The sequence below is a fragment of the Numidum massiliense genome, assembly GCF_001375555.1.
In the GTDB taxonomy this organism is placed as follows: Bacteria; Bacillota; Bacilli; order Thermoactinomycetales; family Novibacillaceae; genus Numidum; species Numidum massiliense.
Map to the genome: position 1 here is coordinate 663,009 of NZ_CTDZ01000009.1, position 24,330 is coordinate 687,338.

Below are 24,330 nucleotides of genomic sequence, written 5' to 3' on the forward strand. Positions count from 1 at the left end.
CTGGCGATCCCAACATCTAGTCCATGTGCGAAACAGTAAAAGTGAGGATGAGCCGTCATTTTACTGTTGACGCACTCATCCTCACGAATCATCAGGGGGGGCGTTTACCGCAACTGGCTACATGTTTGGCTAATTTTTTGTGCGAGTTGTTGGATTTGCGACGCTTTTTGATTTACTGCTTGTTGAGGGTTTGTACTTTGCTTAACCTGCCCAGCTAACGTACCAATTTCGGCTTGTAACGCCTGCGTATGCTGCTGGATTTGTTGGAGTTGGGTATTGACTTGTTGCTGTTGCGCCGTTTGTTGGCTAGCTTGCGCGCTAGCCTGCAAGCCGCCCGCCTGTTGCCCAGCTTGCATAGCCGATTGCTGTCCTGCTTGGCCTACTTGCATACCAGCTTGTTGTCCCGCTTGCATACCTACTGGCTGCTTCATGCTAGCTGGTTGACTGGCCTGCATGCCAGCTGACTGGCTAGCTTGCATCCCCGCTTGCTGTTGCGTAGTCGCTGACGGACTAGCCTGCATTCCAACCTGTTGGCCAGCTTGTGCACCTGCTTGCATGCCAACCTGTTGTCCAGCTTGAGCACCTGCCTGCATGCCAGCCGTTTGCGCGGCCTGTTGGCTCGCCTTCATACTCGCCTTCATATGCGCCTGTTGCTGTAGCATTTGGGCAGAACTCGTTGCCTCAGCGGTCGCTTGCTTAGCCTTTTGTATAGCTTGTTGTTTCTGGAGCTTTTTGCTTTGGTTTGGCAAAAGATACAACCCCTTTTTTCAGAAAGTAATCGAAGGCCCAGCCCCCGACACGTTTAGCATGGCTTCCGCATGTCGCTACAATTCCCTGTAGAAAATGGCACGGTACGCCCTACTACGGTGGTGCGGCAGTAGCTTTGCGAATGAATGATTGGTGACATGTCCGCTGCGCGCCTCACCGTAATAGGTGTTTTTGTTTCCAAGGAAAAAGCAGAAGTTGTCGTGCGGGAATACGGGGAAGTAAGTAAAAATCGGGTTGTTATGTAACTTTTATGACGAGCGATTGGTCGACGTCGCGAAAAGACTTGCGGCCGGTTTACACCCATTTCGCCAGCAACAGCTAGTGCATAGGCGTACGGACGCCCGATTAGGACTGCCGTGGCTCCGAGGGCGACTGCTTTAATGACGTCGGCGCCGCGTCGGATGCCGCTGTCGAGTAGAACGGGGACATCGCCTTTCACTGCTTCACAAATAGAAGGTAAAACGTCAAGGGTGGCCACAGCGCCATCGAGCTGCCGACCGCCGTGGTTAGAGACGATGAGGCCATCGACACCGTGTTCGACAGCTAAAACGGCGTCATTCGGGTGGGTAATACCTTTAATGAGCAGCGGCAACTGTGTTTGTTCACGTACGAAGGCGAGTTCCTTCCAAGTGAAGGCGGTGTTGTTGCCCTCGTCTAACGCCTTTAGCACAGCCGCGCGGACGTTTTTTTCCGGAGGTTCGTCTAACATGCTGCAAAACACTGGGTCGGAAAAGTAGTTCCCCATTCCATCTCCCGATAAAAAAGGTAAATACGCGTTACGCAAATCTCGTTCGCGCCATCCGAGCAAGGTGGAATCGATCGTCACGACGATGGCCGCATAATGTGCGGCTTCTGCTCGCCGGAGGAAACTGATGGTTAGCTCGCGGTTGCGCGGAGGGTACAATTGGAACCAGCGGTGGGCACCGCCCATTGCTTCGGCCACTTGTTCGATGGTCATCGTCGCTACGTTACTTAGGATATAGGGGATACCGAGTTTTGCCGCTGCCTTCGCCGGGGCTAATTCCGCGTCGCAGTGTAAAATCGAATTGACACCGATTGGCGCCAGTAACATTAGTTCCCCCAAGAGAAAAAAATGTCGTAGCGGTTGTTTCGTATGGCGCGGTACAAGTTATTGTGTCAAATTGAGTGGTCATTATGTAATGCGCAAAGCCTTTCAAGAGAGGGTTGTAAGTTTAAAGGTGTTATATTAATATTCCAAAACATTTTTTTAAAAAGAGATCCTAAAAAAGGCTTGTCAAATCCCCCGTAATCGTGTATAGTTAATTTTGTTGCCGCGGGGTGGAGCAGTCTGGCAGCTCGTCGGGCTCATAACCCGAAGGTCGCAGGTTCAAATCCTGCCCCCGCAACCATAAGTGTTATTTCGACAGCGTTAGAATGACATCTAGTGCCCGTAAGGGTGCAACCATAAGTGTTATTTCAACAACGTTGAGTGAGCTTTTGTAAGGCTGAGGGGCTTAAGGGGAATGGTTGTCTGGAGCTGTGGTGTAGAGGCCTAACATGCCTGCCTGTCACGCAGGAGATCGCGGGTTCGAATCCCGTCAGCTCCGCCAGAAAGTACCCTAAGAAAACCTCTTGACAAAGCCAAGCAAATCGGTTAAAATATTTAAGGGCCTATAGCTCAGCTGGTTAGAGCGGTCGGCTCATAACCGATTGGTCACAGGTTCGAATCCTGTTAGGCCCACCAGCACCTAACTACATACGTGGGCGGTTAGCTCAGTGGGAGAGCGCCACCTTGACACGGTGGAGGTCGGAAGTTCGATCCTTCTACCGCCCACCACACCAACGGAAATCCGCGCTATGTCGCGGGTTTTTTCGTTTTTAACCGCGGGACAAAGCGGGGACAGGGCGAGGACAAGAGCGTCACACGGCGCTGGTGGTCTACGCAGCCCTGCTAACACCTTCCTACGCCATTCTACCGTCTCTATAACGCAAATGGAGGCGGTCTTTTCATGTCTAAACCTTCCAAGCGAAAAGGCAAACCCACAAAAAAAGAACGCGACGCATTAAACGATGAGCATCTATTGCAAGGGCTATTTGACAAGTTTTACCGTGTGAAGGTAGCGGAAGGCCGCGCGGAACGCACGCTAAGAGGCTACCGCGAGAACTTTGGCTACTTCATGGACTACCTCAATGAAAAAGGCATGAGCGCCGACGTACGGTTAATTACAACGGACTTAATCCGCGAGTATGTCGTGCACATGCTGCGCGAAAAGGTGCGTTTCGACGGCCACCGCTTTAAGCCTGACTATGAGAAGCGTGTCGGCCTATCGCCGGTAACCGTTAACACACGTCTGAAAACGTTACGCGTGTTCTTCGGCTTCCTGCATGATGAGGAAATTATCGACCGCGATCCGATGAAGAGCGTTAAGAACGTTGCGGAGGCCGAGGAGTTGCCGGACATTTTCACCGCGAACGAGCTTAAGCGCATCTTAAAGGCGCCTAACTTGCGGTTGTACAGCGATTTCCGCGACTACACCATTATGCACGTGCTGTTAGATACGTTTGTGCGTACGGGCGAGGCGCTGAGCCTGAAAACTAGCGACATCAATTTTGATATGAACACAATCATGGTGCGCGCCGAGGTCGCGAAAGGTCGGCGTACGCGAGTACTGCCGATTAGCACGCGGACGGCGAACCTGTTACGGGAGTTGATCCGCGAGAACAGCGACTTCGACAGCGATTATGTGTTCTTGACGAATTACGGCGAGCAACTGCCCGCGGAAAACTTGCGGAATCGGCTAAAGAAGTTTGCAGAAGTTGCGGGCATCAAGAAGCGCGTCTATCCGTATTTGTTCCGCCATACCGGCGCGACTATGTACTTGGAGGCAGGCGGCGACTTGCGGCACTTGCAGCTCATTCTAGGGCATAAAGACTTGCGCATTATTAAGCGTTACACGCATTTGTCGCAGGAGTCCGTGAGGAGGCAGCACGGCAAATACACGCCGCTTAATCACGTGATAGGAAACCGCAGTAAGCCGCGGAAGATCAAGCGGAGCGACGCCAATTAACAAAAAAGGAAAAGGCCGCACGTTGGCGCGTGCGACCAAAACACGAAAAACGAAATATTGATCACTTTGCATTATACGCGAAAAAAGCGGGCAATGCAAGGGGTTATTTAGTAATGCCGAAATTCGGCGTACGTGTTCGTGTTTTGGCGGCCTTTTCCTTCCGCATAAAACGGGAGGTAAAACGAATGACAACCACACTCACAAGCGCGGACGTTGCCGCGTTTAAACAGTTAGCACAATTCGAGAACCGCGTGGCAATGGACGCCACCATAGCGGCATTCCTACGCCGCAACAAGTATGAGCTGGCGCCGGCCGCGCGAAAGGTACTGAAAGCGATTAGCGGCTACGCGGTGAAGTTTGCGGGCGTGGCCTACACGAAAATTGAGACGCTGGCGCGGGAGGCCGCCGTGTCGCGGTCGAGCGTCGAGCGGGCGATCCGTGCGTTAAAGCGGCTCGGTATTATCGAGGTGCACCACACGGCACGCAGGCGCGGCGGGCAAGGGCATAGCGTGTACGTTGTGCAGGCGGCCAATGACGCACCGACTGACGTACCGCAAATGACGTACCGCGAAGAGCCGCAAAAGGTAGGCCGGACAAGCACGGAGACCGCGCGGCAGCCCGCCGAAACTAATATCTTTAAAGCTAATAAGACAAACTTACATAAACGTAATACTTACGTAGCCGACGCGAGGAAACCGTCAACCATTCCACATGTCCTTGCTGCTGCCGTGCGGCCGTTCAGTCGGTCATTATGCACGCCTGCGCATGCTTGGGGGCGTGTGGTGCTTGCGCATCGGGAAGCCCGTCTAACGGCGCATGTGGGCGCGGAGGAGGTTGTAAGGGCGGCAGTAGGGGCGTTTAAAGAGGCGGTGGCGTCGTACAAGGCGGGGCGTGTGCGCAAGGACTTTGCCGGCTATTACTACGGCGTGCTGCGGCAAGTGTTCGCGGTAGAGCGCCGGCGTGGGGGGGCGGCGCAAGGGCAGGCGGGCCCGGGGCCGTCTCTTTTACACCTCTTTATGTGTATAAAAGACAGGGTTTAAAGGGTTATATTTATATTTCAAAAAATTTTTTTTAAAGGGCGATGTTCTTCGCCGGAAGGGCATCCAGCCGGTCAAATTTTCCCGCGGAAAAAATAAAACCCTGCCGGAAAGCCTGTCTGGCCCCCGCCCGCCTGCACAACACGTGTGTAGGCGCTCTGTGGGCGTGTGTGGGGCGTTTTGCCGTCGCTGGGGTACGATAGCGCCTGATCGGCATTCGAACGCCTAGAATTGCGTTATATTCGGCCACTCGCGGAAAACGTGGAGCGCCGCGGGCAGGCGGAGACAGACCCGATAAAGAAAGCGCGGATTATTAGCTTTTTACGGGAGTACTGGAAAAGCAAAGGGGAGTATTTAGAGGGGAGGAGAAAAAAGGTTGCCGATAATCGTAAAACTTTTGATGACGCCGCTGAGACGGTGGGGGAGTCCAGACGGAATGCGCGCACGCTTCCTCGTCACTGTAGCCGAACGTCAAGCAGCCGGGCAAGTCGGGAAACTTTACGGAAATACCGTCGTCGGCGTAGTTGAATATCGCGGGGTAGACGTAGTACTTTTTCCGGTAAGGCTTCATAAAATTGCGTTTCTTTTCCACTGAAAACAACTTATTCGGCGCGAGATCAAAATAAGCGCAGAGGTTCGCGATTAATTGGGCTGGAATTTGTCGGCTGTCCATATGCTTGTTGTTTATAAGATCGTTAAGAGTAGGGAGTGGGCAGTTGATTTCCTTTGACAATTTCAATACCGGTATACCGCGGTTCTTTAAGACGTCGCCTAAATGGCATCTAAGTATGAATTTGCTCACCATACACTACCTCCATCAATAAATGCGCTCGATTAGTATTAGTGTAGCATGCCCCGTAGGCCGACGGCAGGTAAAACGTAAATGCGCCGCGAGATAGGCGACTCCTTGAAACGGGGACTCGCGTCACGCTTTAGAACGCCAAAAACGCGGTTTAGGTAGTAACATACCAGCCCGCGAAAAACAGGCGCCAAAACCGTTGGGGCGCAAGGCTTTATTTTTCCTAAACCGTTACATCTAGTGCCCGCCGTGGGCGGGGCGGCGCGGAAGATGATCAAAGGGGTGGGCAGGCGGTTCTCCCTTTAGTGTGTTATTGTGCTAAATTCACTACGCGAGTTGTTTCACGTTAGCACCTTCGTACTCCCTCCTTTGAAGGGTTAGCGCGAAAACCCATTGATACATAAGGCTTTTGGAGTTTATTTAGCACCTTTGATGTGCTAGATATCTTTTGTGTATGGGCTTCGCCCGTGTCAGTTGTAAACAACTGCCACCCTCAAGCCATATTCTCGCGATATTACCTTGCGCAATAACTACCCGCGGTAAATAAGCTACGACAGCAAGGACGGCTTGCCGGACTTGCGGGGCGTTAGCCCCTGTGTTTGTGCCCGTCCTGTATTGTCGCGGAAGGTCTCTCTACGAAACATCAAAGACTAAGAAGGCGCTACACACCGAAAACCGCCAATTTCCGCGTCACACCAACGTTTTGGCGCGTTTTTAGGTGTCCGAGCCATGCACGCTCTATTATCAATTAGCGCATGTCGTTATCAATTAGCGGTCAACGGCGCCGCGCTATCGGTTAATGATTAATCACTAACGTATAAACGGCGCCGTATGCGCGTGTGTGAGGCGCTATATCGCGCGATAGTGTAATAACGCATGATCGGCGGCAAAGGCGCCCACAGCCGCGATTAGGGCGCCGTGGAGTGTGTTATTGCTTTACCTTCTGGCGCGGCAAGTCTTTGACGCGCAATCTTTTAGTTAGTTCTCGTTAATAGGTGGTTATAGTTAGTGCAACCGCCCGCCATGTCGGCCGACTGCGACGCGGCCACGTCACTTGTCCGGCACGTATTCGATAAGATCCGCCGGCGTGACGTTCAACCCGCGGCAAAGGCCGTCTATCGTATCGTAGTCTATGCGTTTGGTCGCGTTGGCTGCGAGTGACGTTACAGTATTGCGGCTAACACCGCACAGTCGCACTACGTCCTTATTCGTCAACCCGCGCGCCTTCATAATTTCGCCTAACTTGCATCGTACAGTCATATTTGAGACCTCCTAAAATAATTTTGCCCAACATGTTGACATACTGACATTCACCATGTAGAATGAAATACAGTTAAGTCAGGATGTTGACATGGCAACATGTCAGCTATCACATTCTAGCACAATGAGGAGGCAACGACAATGTCCAACTTCGACATCGAACTACACCGCAAACTATCGGCACTGCCCGACGCAGCACTAGCCCGCTTGACCGAAATCGCCGTCGAGCACACGGCCGCGCCACACCTAACGCGAGCCGAGCGCGCCGCCATTCGCGCCAAGATCGAGCCGCTGCGGGCGGAACGTGACGCAATCATCAACGGGGCGGCCGGCCACGATGCTTAACGCGGTCATCTTTACAATCGGTGGCATTAGCGGGGCGGTGTGCCTTGCGCTTACCTTGCGCGACCTTCGCGCGGAATTAAAAGAACTCAAGGAGGAATTTCAAAATGACGGTAAAAACGAAGTTGCAGCCAATCACGGTGATGTACGAAATCGAGGACGTAGACGGCACGGTGACCACGTCGGCAGTTCGCGGCGTACTGCTTGACGATAACACGGCGCTAATAATTGACCAAGAGTGCGGCGGCTACGCGCTGTTTGCCGACCGAGTGGCGCCGACAGGGCGTGAGGGCGTGTACACATACGTCGGCAACACGCGGCTGGACGAAGTGCGCGGCGTGGCGCCGGATTTGCTTGAGCAGTTGCCGGACATGACCGCGGTGGAGTTGTTGCGCGCGCTGGCCGCGGAATGACTGTAGGCGGGGCGCTGGCGGCAACTGGCGCCCACAAGATTAACACGCTAACCCGCGAAATCAGCCGAGAGGAAAAGATTGCAAAGGCGGTTGAGTTGCGGCAGGAAGGGCGGTCGTTTCGACAGATAGCAGAGTGGCTTGGCGTGCATCATCAAACTGTCAAGCGGTGGGTGGGCGGTGAAAATGCAACTGTCTCACGTGCGACAGTTGCAGAAGTAGAAGGCAGCGACGGTGTAACCCGCCCTGCCAGCGCGCGGCAATCGTGCTGGAGTTCGAGGAGCTGGTCGAGCAACTGCGGAAGGAGGCGAGGGAGAGGCAGTTGGCGGGGTTGAGACGGGGGGATGAAAAGCCCGTTTTTCCAGAGCTGGAAAAACGGGAGAAACAGCACACACACATAGAGCTAGCTGAAAAAGCCGGCATAGGAAAGTCGTCAATGGCCAACCTCCAAGCCGTCCAACGCAAAGAACCGAAACTATTTAACGAAGTCAAGTCTGGACGCATCACCATCAACAAGGCGTACACAGAAACGAAAAAGCGCGAGCAGGCGCGGAAAGAGGGGAAAGGGGCGAAGATACCGGCGCCCTTGCGTAATAACTGCGGAAGATCGACGACAGGTAAGGCGTAGGTGTGGCGCGGTAAATGTGCAGACGTTGCAACATTTGAGCTGCGGCCGCACTATGCGTCAATGCAGTAATGGCGCGGACAGTTGGGGTTGTTGGCGTTGCTATGTTGCGTGTGTATCCCCTACCGAACGAATCGTTCCCCCATCCTTTCGACGTTGTTGGCGTTGCTATGTTGCGCGGCTATCAAGTCTGCCAATGACTGGGCGAATCGTCATAGGCATTGCGTGGGCAAAAGAGGAGCTGTCGCGGGAGTTGCGCGAAACAGATCGAAAGCTGGCGGAGGGGGACGCGGCGGAAGACATTGCGCAAGCCGGCGACGAGCTGAAGGAAATACTCGACTGGCTTTGACGCGAAGCAACGAAGGGGGACGAAAAGATGGGCGAAATTACGACGCAAAATGCAGCGCAATTTGACGACTCGCAATTGGACACGGCAACGACGCTTTTTCTACAACGCAAAGAGGCGAATATGCGTGAGATTGTGGGGAAGGCGTATACGGAATTAGGCCGGGAACTTGCGGAAGCGCGTGACAGGCTGGCGAGGCAGGGCAGTAAGTATAGTGGGGTTTTTGAGAAGTGGTACACGTCACTGGGGTTTAAGAAGACGAGCGTTTATAACTACATCAATCGATACAACCTTGTTCAACAGTTGAACGAAGTTGATGAAAAGGAGCGGGTGGAGGAGCTTCCTAACAACCTCATCTACGAAGTGGCCAAGCCTTCCGCAGAATCCACACCTGCGAAAGCGCAAGCTAAAGCGGAGGTACTTGATGGTGAGATCGACACGCTGAAGGAGTACCGCGAACGTATTGCGGAGTTGGAGGCGGAGGCGAAACGGGCGGAGAGCGACAAAGAGGCCGCCGAACAGCGCGCGGAGCTAGCGGAACAAATCGTAGAGGAAAAAGAATTCGAAGTCCAAGAACTGCGCCAAGCCGCCAAGCCGCAAATCGTCGAGAGAGTCGTTGAAAAGGAGGTGGTACCACAGGACGTCCAGCGAAAGTTAGCGGGGGCAGAGGCGGAACGTGACGAGCTAGACGCGGCACTGTCGAAGACGTACGCAAGGATTCGCGGCCGCCAAAACTACATGGAGGGCTTACTAAGTTTAAGGCGGGGCTTGGTTTTCAGAAAGCGAATTAATTGTGTCGCTTTTGGTGACCACCATGCGTATTTTGGCCGTTTAGTTACCCCTTATATAGTGAAGGGGGCTGTAAAACGTGTCCTCCTATGTATACGCATTATAGGGAAGTGTGCGCAGCGGGGCGGAAGGTTGTATTTACCGCGGCTAGTTGCGCTAATAAACGCCGAGAGGGTAGCGGGTGGGCGGCGCTTCGTCACTTATTTTTCGGCAGGCGGCTACCTTTTGCGCGATAGTACGGTTATAGGGGTGGGAAAGGCGGCATGGCGAGATTTTTCCGCTCAGGCGTGAATTGAGCTTCTGCAGGGCTTACAGTTAGTGATGGGAGCTTTTTATTTGCCCTAAACTATCAATCTATCTATAGACGTATTGAAAGGAGGTGATGCATTTGCAAGGCGCTACTGTACGCAAGATTCGCCACCTGCACGGCCTTACGCAGCAGGAAGCGGCGGAACTGCTCGGGGTATCCCGCGCCGCAGTGCAACAGATCGAGACGGAGCGGCTGGCAATGTCCGACCGGCTGCGGCAGAGATTCCGTGAAGTGTTCGACGTTGACGACGAAATGTTGGCGTTTTTGGAACGGTTTTAAAACTAACAAAAAAACGAAGGGGAGCGGTATTTATGGAATGGGCATTAAAAGAGGCGGAGCAACTATTCACGCAAGCACGGTTTACAGCAGAAATTGCGGAGAGTAAAGGAATGGACGTGGACGCGGTGGCGTTGCTCAGCGCGGTGATGAGCTGCGCGTGGGGCATCGGAAGTAACTACACGTTTTGTGTTATGAGTGTTGACCAAATAAGCACGCAAGGGGAAAAGGGGGACGCAGAAAAGACAAAGGGGGCGGCGCAATCCTTGGCGGCAGGCATCTTGAATATTTGGGAATTCGCGGAGAGAATGGCGGGTTACGCCCGCGGGATTACGGGCAACCGCGCATCATTAGGCAAAAAGATAGAACGGCGGGCTGAAAGGATTTGTGACAAGGCGCTTAAGGCTTGCGAGGAGTTGAAAAGGTCTGTTAGTAACCCGTATAAAGCAAAATCCAAGGAGCTTATACGCCTATTTGCGGAAATGAAACGATTTTTTAAGACAATGACCGACATTGAACAAGCGCTGGCCGAAGAACGGCGCGCGATACTTGAAGCGTAGCGGCGGCCTATTCCTTGGCGGGGCTGGCTGCCGCGTTCGCAACTTGCACACAATTCACCAATTAAATCATAACACGCGGAGAGATCGGCGGGCAATTGTGCACACTTCTACGTATGGCGCGGAAGGGCGGCCGTTCGGCTACTCGACCGAGGTTATCGCTTTTAACTTCGGCAAAGCCTTCTTTTCCGCGAAGAATACAGGTATGGCATAGTGACGTAGTATAGCGGCGGCTTTTGAAAGCCGGTGATTATACTACGACTAAAGACAAAGACAAGGGCTAACGCCCGCAGCCGCAGCAAGCTGCGCCTGCCATCACATCTATTTTCCGCGGGTAGTTATTGCGCAAAAGATTACCGCGAGTAAAGGCATGATGGCAAGGCTGTTTACAGACTTGCAGGCGAAGCCTAAACCTCCCTAGTTTCTTTTAAGGATGAGGCGCCAAAACCATTGGTACATAAGGCTTTTTAAAAAATTTTAGCACGGCCGTGTGCTAAATACGGTCGAGTAGCACCAAAAACGAGGGGGAATTTTGATGACAAAAATCACGGTTGTTGATTCGATTATGGGTAGTGGCAAAACGTCATGGGCGATTCAGTACATGCAAGAGGCGATGCAGCTGGAAAAATTCATCTACGTCACGCCGTTTCTATCGGAGGTCGAACGTATTCGCGAGCACGTGGCCAACCGCAGCTTTACCGAGCCCAACAACGCCAACGAAGACGGCAGCAAAATGACGAGCCTCAAAGGCCTGATTGTTCGCGGCGAAAATATCGCAACTACGCATAGCTTGTTCCAGACTGCGGACGACGAATTAATTGAGCTGCTGACCGACAGCGGCTATACGCTCATACTCGATGAAGTCATGGACTGCGTCGAGCCCGTCAACGTACGGCCGAGCGACATAAGGAAGCTAGAAAACAGCGGCGACATTCGCATTGTAGATAACCGCGTCGATTGGGTAGGAGATCCACACGACGACAGCCGCTATAAGGACATTCGCCTACTGGCGCAAGCCGGCAACCTGTTCTATTACCGCGGCAAGTTTTTAGTTTGGGCGTTCCCGCCGCGTGTGTTCCGCGCGATTAACAAGGTTATCGTCATGACGTACCTTTTCCGCGGGCAAATGCAACGCTATTACTTCGACCTATTTAAGTTTGACTACGAATACAAGGGGGTTAAGCGAGGCGACAATGGCCGGTACGAGCTGACCGATTACGACGAAAGCCGTGAGCAGCGCGCGGAGGTGATGGGGCTGATCGACCTTTACGAAGGCAAGTTAAATGAGGTAGGCGAGCGCAAGAACGCGTTAAGCTCGACTTGGCTGCGCAAAGCCGACGGCGAAACGTACGTTCGAATAAATAAGAATTTGTACAACTACTTCCGCAACGTTGCGAAGGCCAAGCGCAGTGACGTCTACTACTCGACGCTGAAGGAGGTAGAACCGCACATAGCACCGCGAGGCTTCAAAGAGCCAAAACGAAAGAACGACACCGGCAAGCGGCAAATCGTTATACCGCTAAACATGCGCGCCACGAACGACTACGCCGACCGCTGGGCGATAGCTTACGTGTTTAACCGGTACGCTAATCCAAATATAAACAGCTTTTTCCAAGACAACGGCGTTCGCATCGATGAAGAGCTACTGGCCGTGTCCGACCTGTTACAGTGGGTGTGGCGGTCGCGCATTCGCAAAGGCGAGCCAATTAAGCTTTACCTGCCGTCTCGCCGTATGCGTGAGTTGTTACAGGCGTGGGCGAAATACGAGATATAAGAGACAAAACAAAACGAGGGAAAAGGGGAATGAGAGAATGAGAGAGGCAAACACACAACGATACATCTATGACGTGATTTTAGAGGCGCTAGAATACGACATGTACCGTTACCGCGTCGAAGCTTTCCGCGAGCAGCTCACCGACTGGCAACGCAACGACCGGCGCGGCTGGCGGGCGTGGCTCGACCACACGCTGGCCGACGGCATCAACCGCGAGCTTGTGCCGGCGCCGCTAACGTGGCGCACCGTCAAGCTTCACCCGCGCAAGCTGAAGGAATGCACCGAATGCGGCCGCGTGTTTTACGACTTGTCGCGCAACGGCCGTACTAGCGTGTGCCACTACCTTGGCGACGCTTGCCACTTGGCTCGCGACCGCAGGCGCAAGCACGAGACGGCCGTGGCGGCAGCGTTAGCGTCGGGCAAGCGNGGCGGGCGTGGCTCGACCACACGCTGGCCGACGGCATCAACCGCGAGCTTGTGCCGGCGCCGCTAACGTGGCGCACCGTCAAGCTTCACCCGCGCAAGCTGAAGGAATGCACCGAATGCGGCCGCGTGTTTTACGACTTGTCGCGCAACGGCCGTACTAGCGTGTGCCACTACCTTGGCGACGCTTGCCACTTGGCTCGCGACCGCAGGCGCAAGCACGAGACGGCCGTGGCGGCAGCGTTAGCGTCGGGCAAGCGGTTAAGAGTGATCGACGGCGCGGCGCACAACTACAGCCCGAAAACACGTGAACGCATGGAGCGGCAAATGTTCGTGTACGTGTCGTGGCAAGCGGCAACGCCCGAAGAAGAGGCGTATTACACAAACATAGAGGCGGACGCGGCGGGCATTGCGCGGCCGAACTTGCGGCGCGCCGATGGGTACTGGAATAGCGATAAAACACCGTGGAAAGGGCACAGCGAGGCGCCGGAGGAAAAGCAGGTTAAGGCGTATAACCTGCGCGATATGACGACGGAAGAGCGGAAAGAGGCGGGATTAGAAAAATATTTTAGGAGAGTGGCAAAAGTGGGTAAACAAAACGGAAGGTGAGTCTAATTAGTAGAGGGATAAGGCGAGAACTTGAGCACCGCCGCGGAGTGTTCAACTCCACCTTTTCCCTTCGTAAATTTGTCGCCGACCTAGGCAGCTTTTGCCCGGTCGGGGGCTTTTTTTTATTGCCAACTTGTCACAGAAAACTATGAAAGGGGCTGTTTGTAGTGACACCAACCGACGTAAAAGCGATACGTGCACACTTTGGCCTATCGCGGCGCGAGTTCGCGGAGAAGATCGGCGTTAGCTGGTCGACGGTGCAGGCGATAGAGACAGGCCGCCGGCGCATCACCGACGAAACGCGCACGAAAATAACAAGCACATTCGATTTGTCGGCGGACGTTCTCGACACAATTCACCGCGTGAAGCTCGCGGAGCAGTATTATCGCGGGGGTGGTGATTGAATGACTGACGCAACCGTGAAAGTGACGCTCACGCCCACCGGCTTCCGCAAGTACGATGCGGCGGTGACGGTAGCGGCAGGCGGTGACGGCCGCGTGCTGTACGAGCATACCGCGACCTTCGCGAATTCAAACGCCGTCTTTCCCGCATACAAGGCGTTGGGAAAGGCGATTAACCACCTGCCGCGGCTTGGTGTGGAGGAAATTGACGTAGTGACCAACTGCGCGCCAATGGCGAACGAGCTAACCGGCGGCCGCAACGCAAATACGGCGCTTTTGACGATGATCCGCGAGCGGTTGGCGCAAGCGGGCGTAACTATCGGCGAGGTAACGAAAATCTAACACGAGAATGAGAAGGAGAGCGAGAGAGAATGAGCAAACAGGAAATGATCGGGCAGAAATTTGGACGCTGGACGGTTATTGCGGCGGAACAGGACGATGTGGCGAAGGTGCGCTGTAAATGTGAGTGCGGCACGGTGCGATTGGTTCGCGCTGCGGACTTGACGGCTGGAAAATCGGGGTCATGCGGCTGCCTGCGGTCGGAAAAGACGACAACACACGGCATGTCAGGCACGCGCTTTTATAAAATTTGGCAGGACATGCTTCAACGTTGCAATAACGAAAATATAGCGGCATATCCCGACTACGGCGGGCGCGGTATTGCCGTGTGCGACCGCTGGCACACCTTCGAGAATTTCCGCGACGACATGTACGCTGAGTACCTGCGGCAAGCGGAAGCGCTTGGCGAGCATCGAATTACAATTGACCGCGTAGACAACGACGGCAACTACACGCCGGAAAACTGCCGCTGGGCGACGCCGATAATGCAGGCGCAAAACAAGCGCGGCGTGCCCGAGCATGAGCGAGAGTTACGCGAGCTTATACAACGGTTCCTTGAATTGCAGGAAGAGGTAGAGGAATTTCTCGCGGCACAGGCGGCGGGGGCGGTGGCTGCCCATGGATAAATTAGACCGGAACATTGCGGAAGCAAAAGAGATCCTGCGGGATTGCATGTGGCTAATTGCGGAAGCTCGCGGCATTGTTGCGGGAGAACGCGCAGCACAGGCGCACGCCGACGAGCAGGCGGTGGCGCAGCATGTCGAAGCTTAACCGTGAGCTGCGACGTCACGCCCGCCTGTACTGTGCATGCTTTGACTTGGACACACGCGACGAGTGCTTACTGGAGAAGGGCGAAGGTTGTACTTGCGCCTATTTTCGCGACGAGGGCGGCCGCTGTGCGTATTTCGAGCGCGCTGTGTTGCCCATTAACCCGCGACTAAACGAAATTTACCGCCGTTCAGTCATCGGGCACGACGACGGCATGGGCAACGCGGGCACCTGCGCCAACTGCGGGGCAGCATACGCACGGCGTAGCAACCGGCAGAAGTATTGCGAAAGCTGCCGCGACGGGGCGGCGAAAGATCGGACGAAGCTACGTGTACGCGACTACCGGCAACGACAACGCAAAACGACACGGTAAATGTAACGGTTTAGGAAAAATAAAGCCTTATGTATCAATGGTTTTCGCGCCTTAATTTTGGTGGTGGCTATGTTACTACCTAAAAGGCGTTTTTGGCGTTCTAAACCGTTACGCTGTAAATGCGCCTGTGAGGCGACTTGTTCGCGGCAGGTACAAACACCTTAGGCGCCTGCTAAAAACGCCTCACAGCGTCGTATAATCGGCCGCAATCGGAAGGGGAGGCGGAAATGATGGGAAAACCTGAAGGAGAGGCGACGGAAGAAGCACGCCCGCAGCCAACGCGCCTGTTTAGCGCCTACGAGCGTACAGTTACGTTTTCAGCCGGCGTGGCGCGCACGACGGTGATACTCTACGACATCGACGCGGACAAAGTGCACAGCCGAACAACGCGGCTGGCGGTGCGCAGTCGGAAATCCACTACCGCGCGGCGAATTGCGTTTAACCGACTGCGGAAGTGGGCGAAAGAAAACGGGGAGGTGCCGGCGGTGTTAAATGGGGACGACATAGACGCAACAGGCATACCGCGCGACTTGAAACCAACCGATGAACTCCGGGCGAAGTTGGAGGCGGAAGCGGACGAAGAGGCGCGAGGGGAGGCGGCGAATGATGGCGAGGCCTAAATTTCACGTCGTACAACATGCGTATGTAGGCACGCACGGCAAGACGTACGTGCTGACGGTCGTTGAATCGGGTGGCAAAACCTTCCGGCATACGGAAGAACACGAGCCGTACCCACTGTACGACTGCGCGCTTGACTGCTGGCAGCTGACGCGTGACTGGCTGCTTGACGAATTCAACGCGCGACAGATCACGCTAAACTGCAACGTGCTTGGACAGATCGAAGTAGACGCGGACGGCAACGAGCGCACAATCGACCAGACCGGCGCGCTGGCGTTTGCGGAGGAACTGCGACAAGGGGCGAAGGAGGCGCGGGAGAATGGAGGAGAGTAAAGATCATGCACGACGACCCGAGTCGCAAGTGACGCGGGCAAAGGTGGTTGTCATGCGGCACGAGCAAAACGGCTTCGGGGTTGGCGTTGAGCTGCTGCGGGAGGGCGAAGTTTACCGCGTATTGTCGCTATGGATTGACGATGAGCAAATAACGTCTACGCGGCAGGTGCTGCATTTTGCGTGTAAACGCGTGATGGACGCCGTGGACGACGACACCAAGCTTATTATATTCGTCGCGCAGAACCGGCACTTCCTAAAAGCGCGGGAGCTTTCCGCGGCGATGAAGCTGCACAAGCCCGACATAGACGCGGTGTTTTATAGGGCAAAAACGCTGCAAGGTGACGCGTGGGCGCTTGCACAAGACGCGTGCGAGCGGCAAACAAACATTATATCGGACGTGTGACGAACAAAAATTGCGAAGGAGACGATAGCATGACGAAAAACAAAGGCAACAACGACTGGACGACGCAACGGGCGGCACTCGATCGCGAGGTACTCGACTGCAAGGAGGTTATCACGCGGTACAAGCAGACACCGCGGCCGTATCGCGACGTGACCGACAGCGAGTATGCCCACGCCAGAAAGCGGCTGATCGAAGCCGCAACGGAAATCAAGTATGGCGACTACGAGGCGGCCAAGCCGGCTGATCCGTACGCGAGCATGTCGCTGGCACAGCTACGGGCGCAGCAGGAGGCGTTTAACAAAGAGCTGGCGGAGCGGCGCGAGGCCGGCGGGCGCGCCAGCCGCCAGGGCTTTGCGGAGGGTATTACGTCTCTCTTATCAAACAACAGGTGGGCATAAAAGAGCACTCTTACACCTTGCGCCGGAAGGACTTCGCGAAGGTTATGACGCTGGCCGCCCGCATACAGGCGCTGGCGCAGCAGGAAGGCGCAGGCGATGGCGAATGAGGTATTCACTGCACCTTGCGACCGCCGCCGACGACAAGCGCGGGGCTTACGCCTACTGCATTACGAATTACAAAGGCGAGCAGGCGCGGGGCGTGTTTGTGACCGCGGGCAGGCGGCGCTTTGACGAAAACTACACCGCACATGTCGCCCTGCAGCGGGCATTACGGCACGCGGCGCGGCTGGGCGGCATCATTCAGCTAACGGTCGTGCTCGACCACAGCTTAATTGACGCGATTGGCTATGAGCTGGGCGGGCTAGAGCCGCCAACATATGCGACCCTGAGCCGCACCACCACGCGGCTGACCAAGCGGTTTACTAGCTGCGACCTTGCGGCAATGTCCAACGAGGACGACTTACAGCCCGGCGAGGCGACGGCGGCTGACGAGGCGCTGGACGCGCTGGAGCACTACCGCACGCTTAAAGGCCGTTGGCAGCTGTGCCGCGACGCAATTGTGAACCCGCGAAAACTAATAAAATAACGAGGAGACGATTAACTATGAAAATTTCCAGCGAATTGCAACGCCTAATGGACGCATACGAGAGCGAAGACAAAGCGAGCGACGAGCGCAGCAGCCGCGCAGCCACGCAGGTGGACGAGCTGACAGCGGAACTTGCCGCGGCCAAGCACAAACTGGAGCAGGCGATTGACGCGACGTTAGAAGATCCGACGGCCGCGAACGAAAAGGCCGAGCTTGAGGCGCGTAAGGCGGTATTCGACCTGGAATTGCGCTTACAGGGCGCGCAGGAGCGTAAAAAGCGGGCGTTCGGTTTCAATGACGCCCGCAAGGAGGCGCTGGCGCAGCAGGCAATCGACAAGGCGCGGGCTGAGGCGGCGGAATACTACGCAAAAAAGCAGCCGAAAGCGGCGCAAGCGGTGGCCGACGCAAAGCTGGCGTACCTGAACGCGCTGGCCGATTACCACGACTTAGGCGAAGAGGCGCAAGAGATTTACTACGGCACGGGGCGACAGGTAGGCTGGACGGGCGACCTGCAACGCATCCACATACAACCGTTGTACCCGTTCTATAGGCTCGGAGACCGGCAAATTTACGGCGTAAGTGAGGTCGAGATCGACCGCGCATACAATCGCGGCGTGATTGAGCGGCGATCCGTCGAAGAAGGCAAGGAACGGGGCTAGGCGGCGCGACAAGTCAATGCTGGATTGGCGGCGTGGTGGCTTAACAGCGGCCGCGCCTAATTTTTTCTTGCGGAGTGGCGCTACCTACGGTATACTACATAGGACAGACGGTAGGACAGCCGAAGGACAAACGCGCACACAGCGTACACATACCGCGGAGGCCTTGACACGGTGGAGGTCGGAAGTTCGATCCTTCTACCGCCCACCACACGCAAAAGACGCGGACTTTGCCGCGTCTTTTATGCATTTATGGGCGTTGGACTGTTTAGAGACATTTTTCGACAGTGTGGCGCTCCTAGATTTCGCAAAGTAATGCCCCACGTTTTCGTGCGGTAAAACATCGTAGGAAGGCGTACCGCACAGACATTAGATAGGAAGGCGTACCGTCAAAACGTTGTAAGCAAAACAATTATTCTTGTCGAAAGAAGTTTAATATTATATGTAAATTTTACCTAAATTTCGGCCATTGGTTATAGCCAACCTTTGGATCGTTTGAATTAAAGCGTCTTATATATTCGACTTCTTTCCGATTGACTTCCTGATCAGATGCATCATCTGACTCCCACAATATTTCCTTTCGAACCGTAAAGTCTCTTCGTTCTTCCCGTGAAAAGTCTTTCTCAATTAATGCACTACTAGCGCTACCGAAGTAGTTAATACTATCTGTCAAATCTTTACCTATATAGATCTTTCCATTTGGATAGGTGATTTTGTAAATAACCTTCATTAGTACCCCCCACTTTATAACAGGAGTAGTAGCAAGAGACTCATCAAGTTGATTAAAAATGAAACAAGAAAACCCATTTCTAATTGTTATAAGTTTTTAAACTATCGGTCTCAGACACTTTTTTTCCAGTATCAGTCTAGTGTTTACGGAACCCAACATAGACGTCTCGGTTGAAAGGTTAGTGCACTTTGAACGGATTATTTATTGTTCGCCATCATTCCCACCTTCCCCGTTGCAATGTTCGCGTATAACCTCCCACAACTTCATTAACGTATTGATGTTGCGCTCCGAATCTTGGGCAATGCTATGTAACATCTCTGCATACTCGGGGTGTTTCTTCACTTTTTCTAGTAAGATAAATTCATCGCTTGTCACGTATGTGTTCCGGTCTTCCACGACGACCATTGGTGCTGGCGATTCCGTTCGACCGAGTAAAAAGTCGGTCGTTACGTCAAATAAGTCGGCTAATTTCATTAAGGTACCGTAATCTGGCTCGCGATTGCCTGCCTCATAATTGGAATATGTGCCTCGGTGAATCCCTAGTTCATTTGCGATATCTTCTTGTGTAAGCTTTGTTTTTTTCCTCAATTGCGTTAGTCGGTTTCTAAACATCGCCTGCACCTCAATAAGTATCATTAAGTGTATTATAAAGCCTCAAATTGAATCGTTTAATAAAATGCGTCGAAATGACTAATATATATTGACATGCGTCGTATCGACTCGTATACTATTTATTAAATAATCTTCATAACGACACGTTAGAGGGGATTTATGCAGTTTGTGAAAAGTTTAGTGTCAATATGAAGCTGTGAATGCCGCTGTTTCCACTGGCGATGTTTTAATTGTGCAGCTCGCGAACGGACTTAGCTGGGCTAAAGCGGTAGATCGTGAGACGTTCCAACGCATCCAACGGTTGGCGCTCGAATCTCTCATCGTCGGGGCGATCGCTTCAATTAAGGTGCCATTCTAAGGTGCCAGTCGTGTAAGGTGCCGGTCGTCGCCCACGCTGTACCGCTACTTTTTTTTGGTCGTGACGACGGTGCTCATAGTATGGTACGTGTTTTGGGCGGGTCCGCGGTTATTTGCCCGGCATTGACTTGAAAGCGCTATCGTAAATTACGGCTCATTAACCGATGTGGCTATGGCCGGATTGATGCGACTACGCACCGTCGATCCGGAGATGAAGACGGAAGCGGGACCGGGTATGCGTTGCGCTCGCCGTTTACTAGCCCGTTTATCGGGGGGGCGGGTTGGTGACGTCGATGCTACCGTCGCTGGCGTTGGCGTTGACGTACGGCGCCCTAAATGTTGGGCTCGTGTTTTTTGGCGATCGGGGGTGGCTTATGTTGGCAAAAGCGACAGGTTATTGGACAGGCTCTCTTTAGGGAAAGGTCAGTCGAACACGATATAGAACGAGTTAAATGAGATAAACGAGGCAACTATTGAAGGGGGAAAGCAATGTGTCTACTTACGACTTTTTATATTTGTCGCAACGCGACGTCATCCGCTGTGGCGGTCAATCGATGTGTGACGTGATGGGTGATGTGGAAACAGTCTTAGCACTTCACTATGAAGGGGATTATATTTTGCCTCCGAAAGTGGTGTTGCGTTGGGGCGACTTGGATAGCGAAGGGGGGCGGGGGCGCATTAATGCGATGCCCGGTTACGTTGGCGGGAGAGTGAACATCGCCGGGACGAAGTGGGTCGGGAGTGCGCCACGCAATCCGGTGACGTACGGATTGCCGCGCGCCTCGGCGCTTATTGTGTTGAACGATCCGGAGACGATGTTGCCGCTCGCCGTTATGGACGGCACCGTGATTAGTGCGATGCGGACGGGGGGAATGACGGGTGTGGCAGCAAAATATTTGGCTCGTTCCGATGCGACGCGGGTCGGAATCATCGGAGCGGGGACGCAAAACCGTACGCAACTAATGGCCTTGAAGGTTGCTTTGCCACAGCTACGGGCGGTACGCGTGTACGATTTATCGTGGGAGCGCGCAGAAAAGTTTGCTGAAGAAGTAAGCGACTTGTTAGCCGTCAACGTCGTCCTCGTTGCGACCGGTGAAGCTGCGGTGAGTGGCGCAGATGTCATCGTCACCGCGACGACAGCGACAAAGCCGGTCGTGCGAGGAGAGTGGATTGGGGAGGGATGTTTTTATTCGCACGTCGGCGGCTATGAAGCCGACTATGCGGTCGTAGAGCGGGCAGACCAGATTGTCGTCGACCATTGGGACGGCATCAAGCATCGCGGTGCACAAACGCTAGCGCTTATGCACCGCGAGGGGCTGTTTACCGACGACCGCATTGACGCCGAATTAGGGGAAATCGTCACGGGTAACAAGTGTGGCCGATCGCGGGACGATGCGTTCATTTACTTTAATGCGGTCGGCATGGCGTTGGACGACCTAATCGTAGCGAAAAGGGTGTACGACAACGCCAAGCGTCGCGGCATTGGAACGATGCTACCGTTGTGGGAACAACCGGCATTTATATAACTACAACCACTCGTTGAAGCGATAGATATACCACTTTTTAACGGCCTGTGTCACGACAGAGTAGGCTAACAACGTCGCGACGAGCCAAGGGAAATATGCGAGTGGCAGTGGTTGTAGGCCAATGCTCGCTCCGACCCCAGTGAAAGGTAAGGCGGTCCCTAGTGCCATGATCAAGCCTGTTAAGACCATGACAGGCGTGCTTGCTTTGCTTTGCACAAACGGAATTTTCTCGGTGCGAATCATGTGTACGATGAGTGTTTGCGATAGTAACCCTAAGACGAACCAACCAGAGTGGAACAATGCTTGGGATTCGACCGTATTGGCGGCGAAAACGTACCACATTAACGCAAACGTCGTCATATCAAAAATGGAGCTGATCGGACCGATAAATAGCGTAAATCGACCGACGGATTTGGCGTCCCATTGTTGTGGTTTGCGTAAAAACTCTTCGTCCATCGTGTCCCAAGGCACAGCGAGTTGCGAGATGTCGTACAACAAGTTTTGAATGAGTAGCTGAATGGGTAGCATCGGTAAAAACGGGATGAATGCACTGGCGACAAGTACGCTGAACATGTTACCGAAGTTGGAGCTGACGGTCATTTTAATGTACTTAATCATATTGCCGAACGTCTTCCGTCCCTCGACGACTCCTTGCTCTAGGACGAGCAAACTTTTTTCAAGCAAAATGATGTCGGCCGAATCTTTGGCGATGTCGACAGCGGTGTCGACAGAAATACCGACGTCTGCTTCTTTTAAAGAGATCGCGTCATTAATGCCGTCACCTATGAACCCTACCGTATGCCCGTTGTTTTTTAGCGCGCGGACGATTCTCGCCTTTTGCAACGGGTTTACTTTCGCGAACACGGTCGTTTTCTCAGCGGCAACCGCCAGCTGCTCCTCCGACATGGCGTCGACATCGTTCCCGAGCAGCAGGTGTTCGATGTGAATGCCGACGTCTTTACAAACTTTGCGGGTTACGGCTTCGTTGTCCCCGGTGATGACTTTAACGTCGACGCTATGTTCTTGCAGCGCCTTGATGGCCGTTTTGGCTGTTTCTTTAGGTGGATCGAGGAAAGCGAGATAGCCGACGAGGGTAAGGTCCTTTTCATCTTGCAAACCGTAAGTGCCTTTTCGGGCGCCGGGTTGTTTGACGGCAACGGCAAGCACGCGTAAGCCGTCCGCATTCATGTTGTCGGCAAGCTGCTGCACGCGTTTAGTGATTGTCGCTGTGAGGGGAACGATCTGACCGTCTTTGTATGCGTGCGTACTGATCCGAAGGACTTCTTCCATCGCGCCCTTACAGATGAGGAGGTGTTCGCCGTCTTGACGCTCGAGTACGACAGACATACGGCGGCGATTGAAATCGAACGGAATCTCGTCGATTTTAGTGTATTTATTCCTAATGTCGGCATCTTCGGCATATTGTAGCACGGCGACATCGAGCAAGTTTTTTAGTCCGGTCTGGTGGAAACTATTCAAGTACGCGTATTCGAGCACCTGTAAATCTTTCTGCCCTTGTAGGTCGAGATGCTTGGCTAGAATGATTTTGTCTTGGGTCAATGTGCCCGTTTTGTCCGAACACAATATGTCCATCGCCCCAAGGTTTTGAATGGCGTTGAGCTGTTTAACGACGACTTTATTGCGCGCCAATGTCGCTGCACCTTTAGCTAAGTTGCTCGCAACAATCATCGGCAACATTTCTGGCGTCAAGCCGACCGCTACGGATAAACCGAACAAAAGAGCTTGTAGCCAATCGCCTTTTGTAAATCCATTGACGAAAAAAATGATCGGCACCATGATCGCCATGAAGCGAATGAGGACGAAAGTGACGCTCCGGATGCCTTTGTCAAAACTCGTCAATGGTGGTTTTTCCAATAGCGTGCTAGCCATGGCGCCGAAATATGTGTCGGTGCCTGTCGCAACAACGACGGCCGTCGCCGAACCGCTCACAATATTGGTGCCCATGTAGCACATATTGCTCAGTTCGAGCGCGTTGGGCGGCGTTGTTTGCTTTTGTGACGATGCTTGCGCCTGCGCTTGTGCTTGTGTTTGTGTTTGTGTTTGAGTTTGTGTCGCGGTATGGCCATGTTTAGGAGAACTAGGCATGATGTCCATTTTTTCGACGGGCATAGCTTCTCCCGTTAGGGCGGCTTCTCCGACATGCACGTCTTTCGATGCGATTAGCCTAACGTCGGCTGGAACCATGTCGCCTGCCGACAGGTGGATCATGTCTCCCGGCACTAGCAGTTCCATGTCAATTTCTTTTTGCTCCACTAGTAGATTTGGCAACTGTTGGCCATCTTTCTGTTGCCTAGCCTGCTGCGGATCTTCAGAGCGTCGTATCACTGTTGACGTCGTTTTGACCATTGCTTTAAGCTTTTCTGCCGTACGCATTGAACGGAACTCTTGCGTAAATGTGATCAGGACGCTAATAGTTACCATCGTCGCAATGATGATGACTGCCTCGAGGTCGTTGTCGATTATATAGGCGAATGTTGCAAGTGAAAGTAAAATGAGGATAAAAGGGTTTTTAAAGCATGCGAGCAATTGCATATACCAGGACGGCAGCTTTTCATGGACAATTTCATTTTTTCCATGCCGTTCTAATCGTTTTTTCGCTTCAGTTTCTGTGAGACCTTGCCGGTTTGTGTCCAAGTCTTTTAACAGGGCTTCTTCAGAGGAAAGAGATGCTTGAATAAGCTGTTCGGCGATTTTTTGCGTCAACTTTTCTCTGTCGTTCGCGGGTTTTCTCATTGTGGCTCCTCCTCACACTTTTTTTCATCCAAAACGGCGGTTGTCTTCACGCGGTCGATGACGCATTGAAGAAAAAGCTCCCCCTGTAGCAGAGAGAGCGCGTAGTGAGTCATTGAATCACT

General features: G+C 53.5%; 33 protein-coding genes and 4 tRNA genes. 31 read left to right on the plus strand and 6 right to left on the minus strand.

Translation table 11 applies throughout. The features are described from left to right. Positions 1 to 104 precede the first annotated feature (104 nt). Together BN1247_RS03700 and BN1247_RS03705 are read right to left on the minus strand one after the other, a co-directional pair. Positions 105 to 749: a hypothetical protein gene (locus tag BN1247_RS03700; protein WP_054949189.1), complete on the minus strand. Its 645-nt coding sequence runs from the start codon at positions 747 to 749 to the stop codon at positions 105 to 107. Between the two features lie 53 nt (positions 750 to 802). Further along, positions 803 to 1,840, minus strand: a complete 1,038-nt coding sequence (locus BN1247_RS03705; RefSeq protein WP_082415780.1) for an alpha-hydroxy-acid oxidizing protein — start codon at positions 1,838 to 1,840, stop codon at positions 803 to 805. 221 nt (positions 1,841 to 2,061) lie between these two features. Between BN1247_RS03705 and BN1247_RS03710 the strand changes: the two genes are divergently transcribed. The 7 genes from BN1247_RS03710 to BN1247_RS17580 all read left to right on the plus strand — a co-directional run bounded on the left by BN1247_RS03710 (position 2,062) and on the right by BN1247_RS17580 (position 5,429). Beyond that, positions 2,062 to 2,138 (plus strand) — tRNA-Met (locus tag BN1247_RS03710). A 124-nt stretch (positions 2,139 to 2,262) separates the two neighbouring features. Beyond that, positions 2,263 to 2,339, plus strand: a tRNA-Asp gene (locus tag BN1247_RS03715). 57 nt (positions 2,340 to 2,396) lie between these two features. Further along, positions 2,397 to 2,473 (plus strand) — tRNA-Ile (locus BN1247_RS03720). An 18-nt stretch (positions 2,474 to 2,491) separates the two neighbouring features. Beyond that, positions 2,492 to 2,566 (plus strand) — tRNA-Val (locus BN1247_RS03725). A gap of 172 nt (positions 2,567 to 2,738) precedes the next feature. Further along, on the plus strand, positions 2,739 to 3,797 hold the full coding sequence (locus tag BN1247_RS03730; RefSeq protein WP_054949190.1) for a tyrosine-type recombinase/integrase: 1,059 nt from the start codon (positions 2,739 to 2,741) through the stop codon (positions 3,795 to 3,797). 185 nt (positions 3,798 to 3,982) lie between these two features. After that, positions 3,983 to 4,837, plus strand: coding sequence for a helix-turn-helix domain-containing protein (locus BN1247_RS03735; protein ID WP_187119713.1), 855 nt, complete (start codon positions 3,983 to 3,985; stop codon positions 4,835 to 4,837). 373 nt (positions 4,838 to 5,210) lie between these two features. Further along, a complete protein-coding gene (locus BN1247_RS17580; RefSeq protein WP_054949192.1) occupies positions 5,211 to 5,429 on the plus strand; it encodes a hypothetical protein in 219 nt (72 codons plus the stop codon). Between the two features lie 1,254 nt (positions 5,430 to 6,683). On the opposite strand, the gene BN1247_RS03745 is transcribed toward BN1247_RS17580, so the two are convergent. Further along, positions 6,684 to 6,893 carry a helix-turn-helix domain-containing protein gene (locus BN1247_RS03745; RefSeq protein WP_054949193.1) on the minus strand — a complete coding sequence of 70 codons (210 nt, stop codon included), beginning with the start codon at positions 6,891 to 6,893 and terminating at the stop codon, positions 6,684 to 6,686. Positions 6,894 to 7,034: 141 nt separating this feature from the next. Here BN1247_RS03745 and BN1247_RS03750 point away from each other — a divergent pair, with 141 nt between their 5' ends. The 21 genes from BN1247_RS03750 to BN1247_RS03840 all read left to right on the plus strand — a co-directional run bounded on the left by BN1247_RS03750 (position 7,035) and on the right by BN1247_RS03840 (position 18,232). Beyond that, positions 7,035 to 7,238 (plus strand): hypothetical protein, encoded by a 204-nt coding sequence (locus BN1247_RS03750; protein ID WP_054949194.1) that lies wholly within the window; start codon positions 7,035 to 7,037, stop codon positions 7,236 to 7,238. Between the two features lie 104 nt (positions 7,239 to 7,342). Further along, positions 7,343 to 7,648, plus strand: a complete 306-nt coding sequence (locus tag BN1247_RS03755; RefSeq protein WP_054949195.1) for a hypothetical protein — start codon at positions 7,343 to 7,345, stop codon at positions 7,646 to 7,648. Then, positions 7,645 to 7,980, plus strand: a complete 336-nt coding sequence (locus BN1247_RS16995) for a helix-turn-helix domain-containing protein (RefSeq protein ID WP_074011041.1) — start codon at positions 7,645 to 7,647, stop codon at positions 7,978 to 7,980. Before BN1247_RS03755 ends, BN1247_RS16995 begins: the two co-directional genes overlap by 4 nt. After that, positions 7,911 to 8,273, plus strand: a complete 363-nt coding sequence (locus BN1247_RS03760) for a hypothetical protein (RefSeq protein WP_187119714.1) — start codon at positions 7,911 to 7,913, stop codon at positions 8,271 to 8,273. Before BN1247_RS16995 ends, BN1247_RS03760 begins: the two co-directional genes overlap by 70 nt. A gap of 193 nt (positions 8,274 to 8,466) precedes the next feature. Then, positions 8,467 to 8,619, plus strand: a complete 153-nt coding sequence (locus BN1247_RS17585; RefSeq protein WP_157360845.1) for a hypothetical protein — start codon at positions 8,467 to 8,469, stop codon at positions 8,617 to 8,619. 27 nt (positions 8,620 to 8,646) lie between these two features. Further along, positions 8,647 to 9,696, plus strand: a complete 1,050-nt coding sequence (locus BN1247_RS03765; RefSeq protein WP_054949197.1) for a hypothetical protein — start codon at positions 8,647 to 8,649, stop codon at positions 9,694 to 9,696. Between the two features lie 97 nt (positions 9,697 to 9,793). Continuing rightward, positions 9,794 to 9,994, plus strand: a complete 201-nt coding sequence (locus BN1247_RS03770; RefSeq protein ID WP_054949198.1) for a helix-turn-helix transcriptional regulator — start codon at positions 9,794 to 9,796, stop codon at positions 9,992 to 9,994. 32 nt (positions 9,995 to 10,026) lie between these two features. Next, positions 10,027 to 10,551, plus strand: a complete 525-nt coding sequence (locus BN1247_RS03775) for a hypothetical protein (protein WP_054949199.1) — start codon at positions 10,027 to 10,029, stop codon at positions 10,549 to 10,551. Further along, positions 10,505 to 10,762 (plus strand): hypothetical protein, encoded by a 258-nt coding sequence (locus tag BN1247_RS17925; protein ID WP_187119715.1) that lies wholly within the window; start codon positions 10,505 to 10,507, stop codon positions 10,760 to 10,762. The genes BN1247_RS03775 and BN1247_RS17925 overlap by 47 nt, the downstream gene beginning before the upstream one ends. 321 nt (positions 10,763 to 11,083) lie before the next feature. Further along, on the plus strand, positions 11,084 to 12,322 hold the full coding sequence (locus BN1247_RS03780) for a hypothetical protein (RefSeq protein WP_054949200.1): 1,239 nt from the start codon (positions 11,084 to 11,086) through the stop codon (positions 12,320 to 12,322). Between the two features lie 1,199 nt (positions 12,323 to 13,521). Further along, on the plus strand, positions 13,522 to 13,758 hold the full coding sequence (locus BN1247_RS03795) for a helix-turn-helix domain-containing protein (protein WP_054949203.1): 237 nt from the start codon (positions 13,522 to 13,524) through the stop codon (positions 13,756 to 13,758). After that, positions 13,759 to 14,097: a hypothetical protein gene (locus tag BN1247_RS03800; protein ID WP_054949204.1), complete on the plus strand. Its 339-nt coding sequence runs from the start codon at positions 13,759 to 13,761 to the stop codon at positions 14,095 to 14,097. It begins immediately after the preceding gene. Between the two features lie 29 nt (positions 14,098 to 14,126). Then, on the plus strand, positions 14,127 to 14,720 hold the full coding sequence (locus BN1247_RS03805; protein WP_054949205.1) for a hypothetical protein: 594 nt from the start codon (positions 14,127 to 14,129) through the stop codon (positions 14,718 to 14,720). Beyond that, positions 14,713 to 14,865 (plus strand): hypothetical protein, encoded by a 153-nt coding sequence (locus BN1247_RS17590; RefSeq protein WP_157360846.1) that lies wholly within the window; start codon positions 14,713 to 14,715, stop codon positions 14,863 to 14,865. Before BN1247_RS03805 ends, BN1247_RS17590 begins: the two co-directional genes overlap by 8 nt. After that, positions 14,852 to 15,235 carry a cysteine-rich VLP protein gene (locus BN1247_RS03810; RefSeq protein WP_054949206.1) on the plus strand — a complete coding sequence of 128 codons (384 nt, stop codon included), beginning with the start codon at positions 14,852 to 14,854 and terminating at the stop codon, positions 15,233 to 15,235. The genes BN1247_RS17590 and BN1247_RS03810 overlap by 14 nt, the downstream gene beginning before the upstream one ends. Before the next feature lie 230 nt (positions 15,236 to 15,465). Continuing rightward, a complete protein-coding gene (locus BN1247_RS03815) occupies positions 15,466 to 15,855 on the plus strand; it encodes a hypothetical protein (RefSeq protein WP_054949207.1) in 390 nt (129 codons plus the stop codon). Then, positions 15,842 to 16,186, plus strand: coding sequence for a hypothetical protein (locus BN1247_RS03820; protein ID WP_054949208.1), 345 nt, complete (start codon positions 15,842 to 15,844; stop codon positions 16,184 to 16,186). Before BN1247_RS03815 ends, BN1247_RS03820 begins: the two co-directional genes overlap by 14 nt. After that, positions 16,173 to 16,589: a hypothetical protein gene (locus BN1247_RS03825; protein ID WP_054949209.1), complete on the plus strand. Its 417-nt coding sequence runs from the start codon at positions 16,173 to 16,175 to the stop codon at positions 16,587 to 16,589. Before BN1247_RS03820 ends, BN1247_RS03825 begins: the two co-directional genes overlap by 14 nt. Beyond that, positions 16,553 to 16,987, plus strand: coding sequence for a hypothetical protein (locus BN1247_RS03830; RefSeq protein WP_187119717.1), 435 nt, complete (start codon positions 16,553 to 16,555; stop codon positions 16,985 to 16,987). Before BN1247_RS03825 ends, BN1247_RS03830 begins: the two co-directional genes overlap by 37 nt. After that, complete coding sequence (locus BN1247_RS03835) at positions 16,941 to 17,573, plus strand: hypothetical protein (RefSeq protein ID WP_147675173.1); 633 nt, start codon at positions 16,941 to 16,943, stop codon at positions 17,571 to 17,573. The genes BN1247_RS03830 and BN1247_RS03835 overlap by 47 nt, the downstream gene beginning before the upstream one ends. After that, positions 17,531 to 18,232 carry a hypothetical protein gene (locus tag BN1247_RS03840; RefSeq protein WP_147675174.1) on the plus strand — a complete coding sequence of 234 codons (702 nt, stop codon included), beginning with the start codon at positions 17,531 to 17,533 and terminating at the stop codon, positions 18,230 to 18,232. Before BN1247_RS03835 ends, BN1247_RS03840 begins: the two co-directional genes overlap by 43 nt. A 448-nt stretch (positions 18,233 to 18,680) precedes the next feature. Here BN1247_RS03840 and BN1247_RS03850 read toward each other — a convergent pair whose 3' ends face one another. Both BN1247_RS03850 and BN1247_RS03855 read right to left on the minus strand, forming a co-directional pair. Beyond that, a complete protein-coding gene (locus BN1247_RS03850; protein ID WP_054949214.1) occupies positions 18,681 to 18,959 on the minus strand; it encodes a GIY-YIG nuclease family protein in 279 nt (92 codons plus the stop codon). Positions 18,960 to 19,160: 201 nt separating this feature from the next. Then, complete coding sequence (locus BN1247_RS03855) at positions 19,161 to 19,595, minus strand: helix-turn-helix domain-containing protein (RefSeq protein ID WP_315969587.1); 435 nt, start codon at positions 19,593 to 19,595, stop codon at positions 19,161 to 19,163. Positions 19,596 to 19,767: 172 nt separating this feature from the next. On the opposite strand from BN1247_RS03855, the gene BN1247_RS18100 reads away from it, so the two are divergent. The 3 genes from BN1247_RS18100 to BN1247_RS03860 all read left to right on the plus strand — a co-directional run bounded on the left by BN1247_RS18100 (position 19,768) and on the right by BN1247_RS03860 (position 21,454). Next, on the plus strand, positions 19,768 to 19,929 hold the full coding sequence (locus BN1247_RS18100; protein WP_222705235.1) for a hypothetical protein: 162 nt from the start codon (positions 19,768 to 19,770) through the stop codon (positions 19,927 to 19,929). A gap of 283 nt (positions 19,930 to 20,212) precedes the next feature. Further along, on the plus strand, positions 20,213 to 20,344 hold the full coding sequence (locus tag BN1247_RS18350) for a hypothetical protein (protein WP_261796022.1): 132 nt from the start codon (positions 20,213 to 20,215) through the stop codon (positions 20,342 to 20,344). Between the two features lie 75 nt (positions 20,345 to 20,419). Next, positions 20,420 to 21,454 carry an ornithine cyclodeaminase gene (locus tag BN1247_RS03860; protein WP_054949216.1) on the plus strand — a complete coding sequence of 345 codons (1,035 nt, stop codon included), beginning with the start codon at positions 20,420 to 20,422 and terminating at the stop codon, positions 21,452 to 21,454. Here BN1247_RS03860 and mgtA read toward each other — a convergent pair whose 3' ends face one another. Further along, the gene (gene mgtA, locus BN1247_RS03865; protein WP_054949217.1) at positions 21,455 to 24,208 is read right to left on the minus strand and encodes a magnesium-translocating P-type ATPase; all 2,754 of its coding nucleotides are present in this window, start codon (positions 24,206 to 24,208) and stop codon (positions 21,455 to 21,457) included. Positions 24,209 to 24,330: the final 122 nt, after the last annotated feature.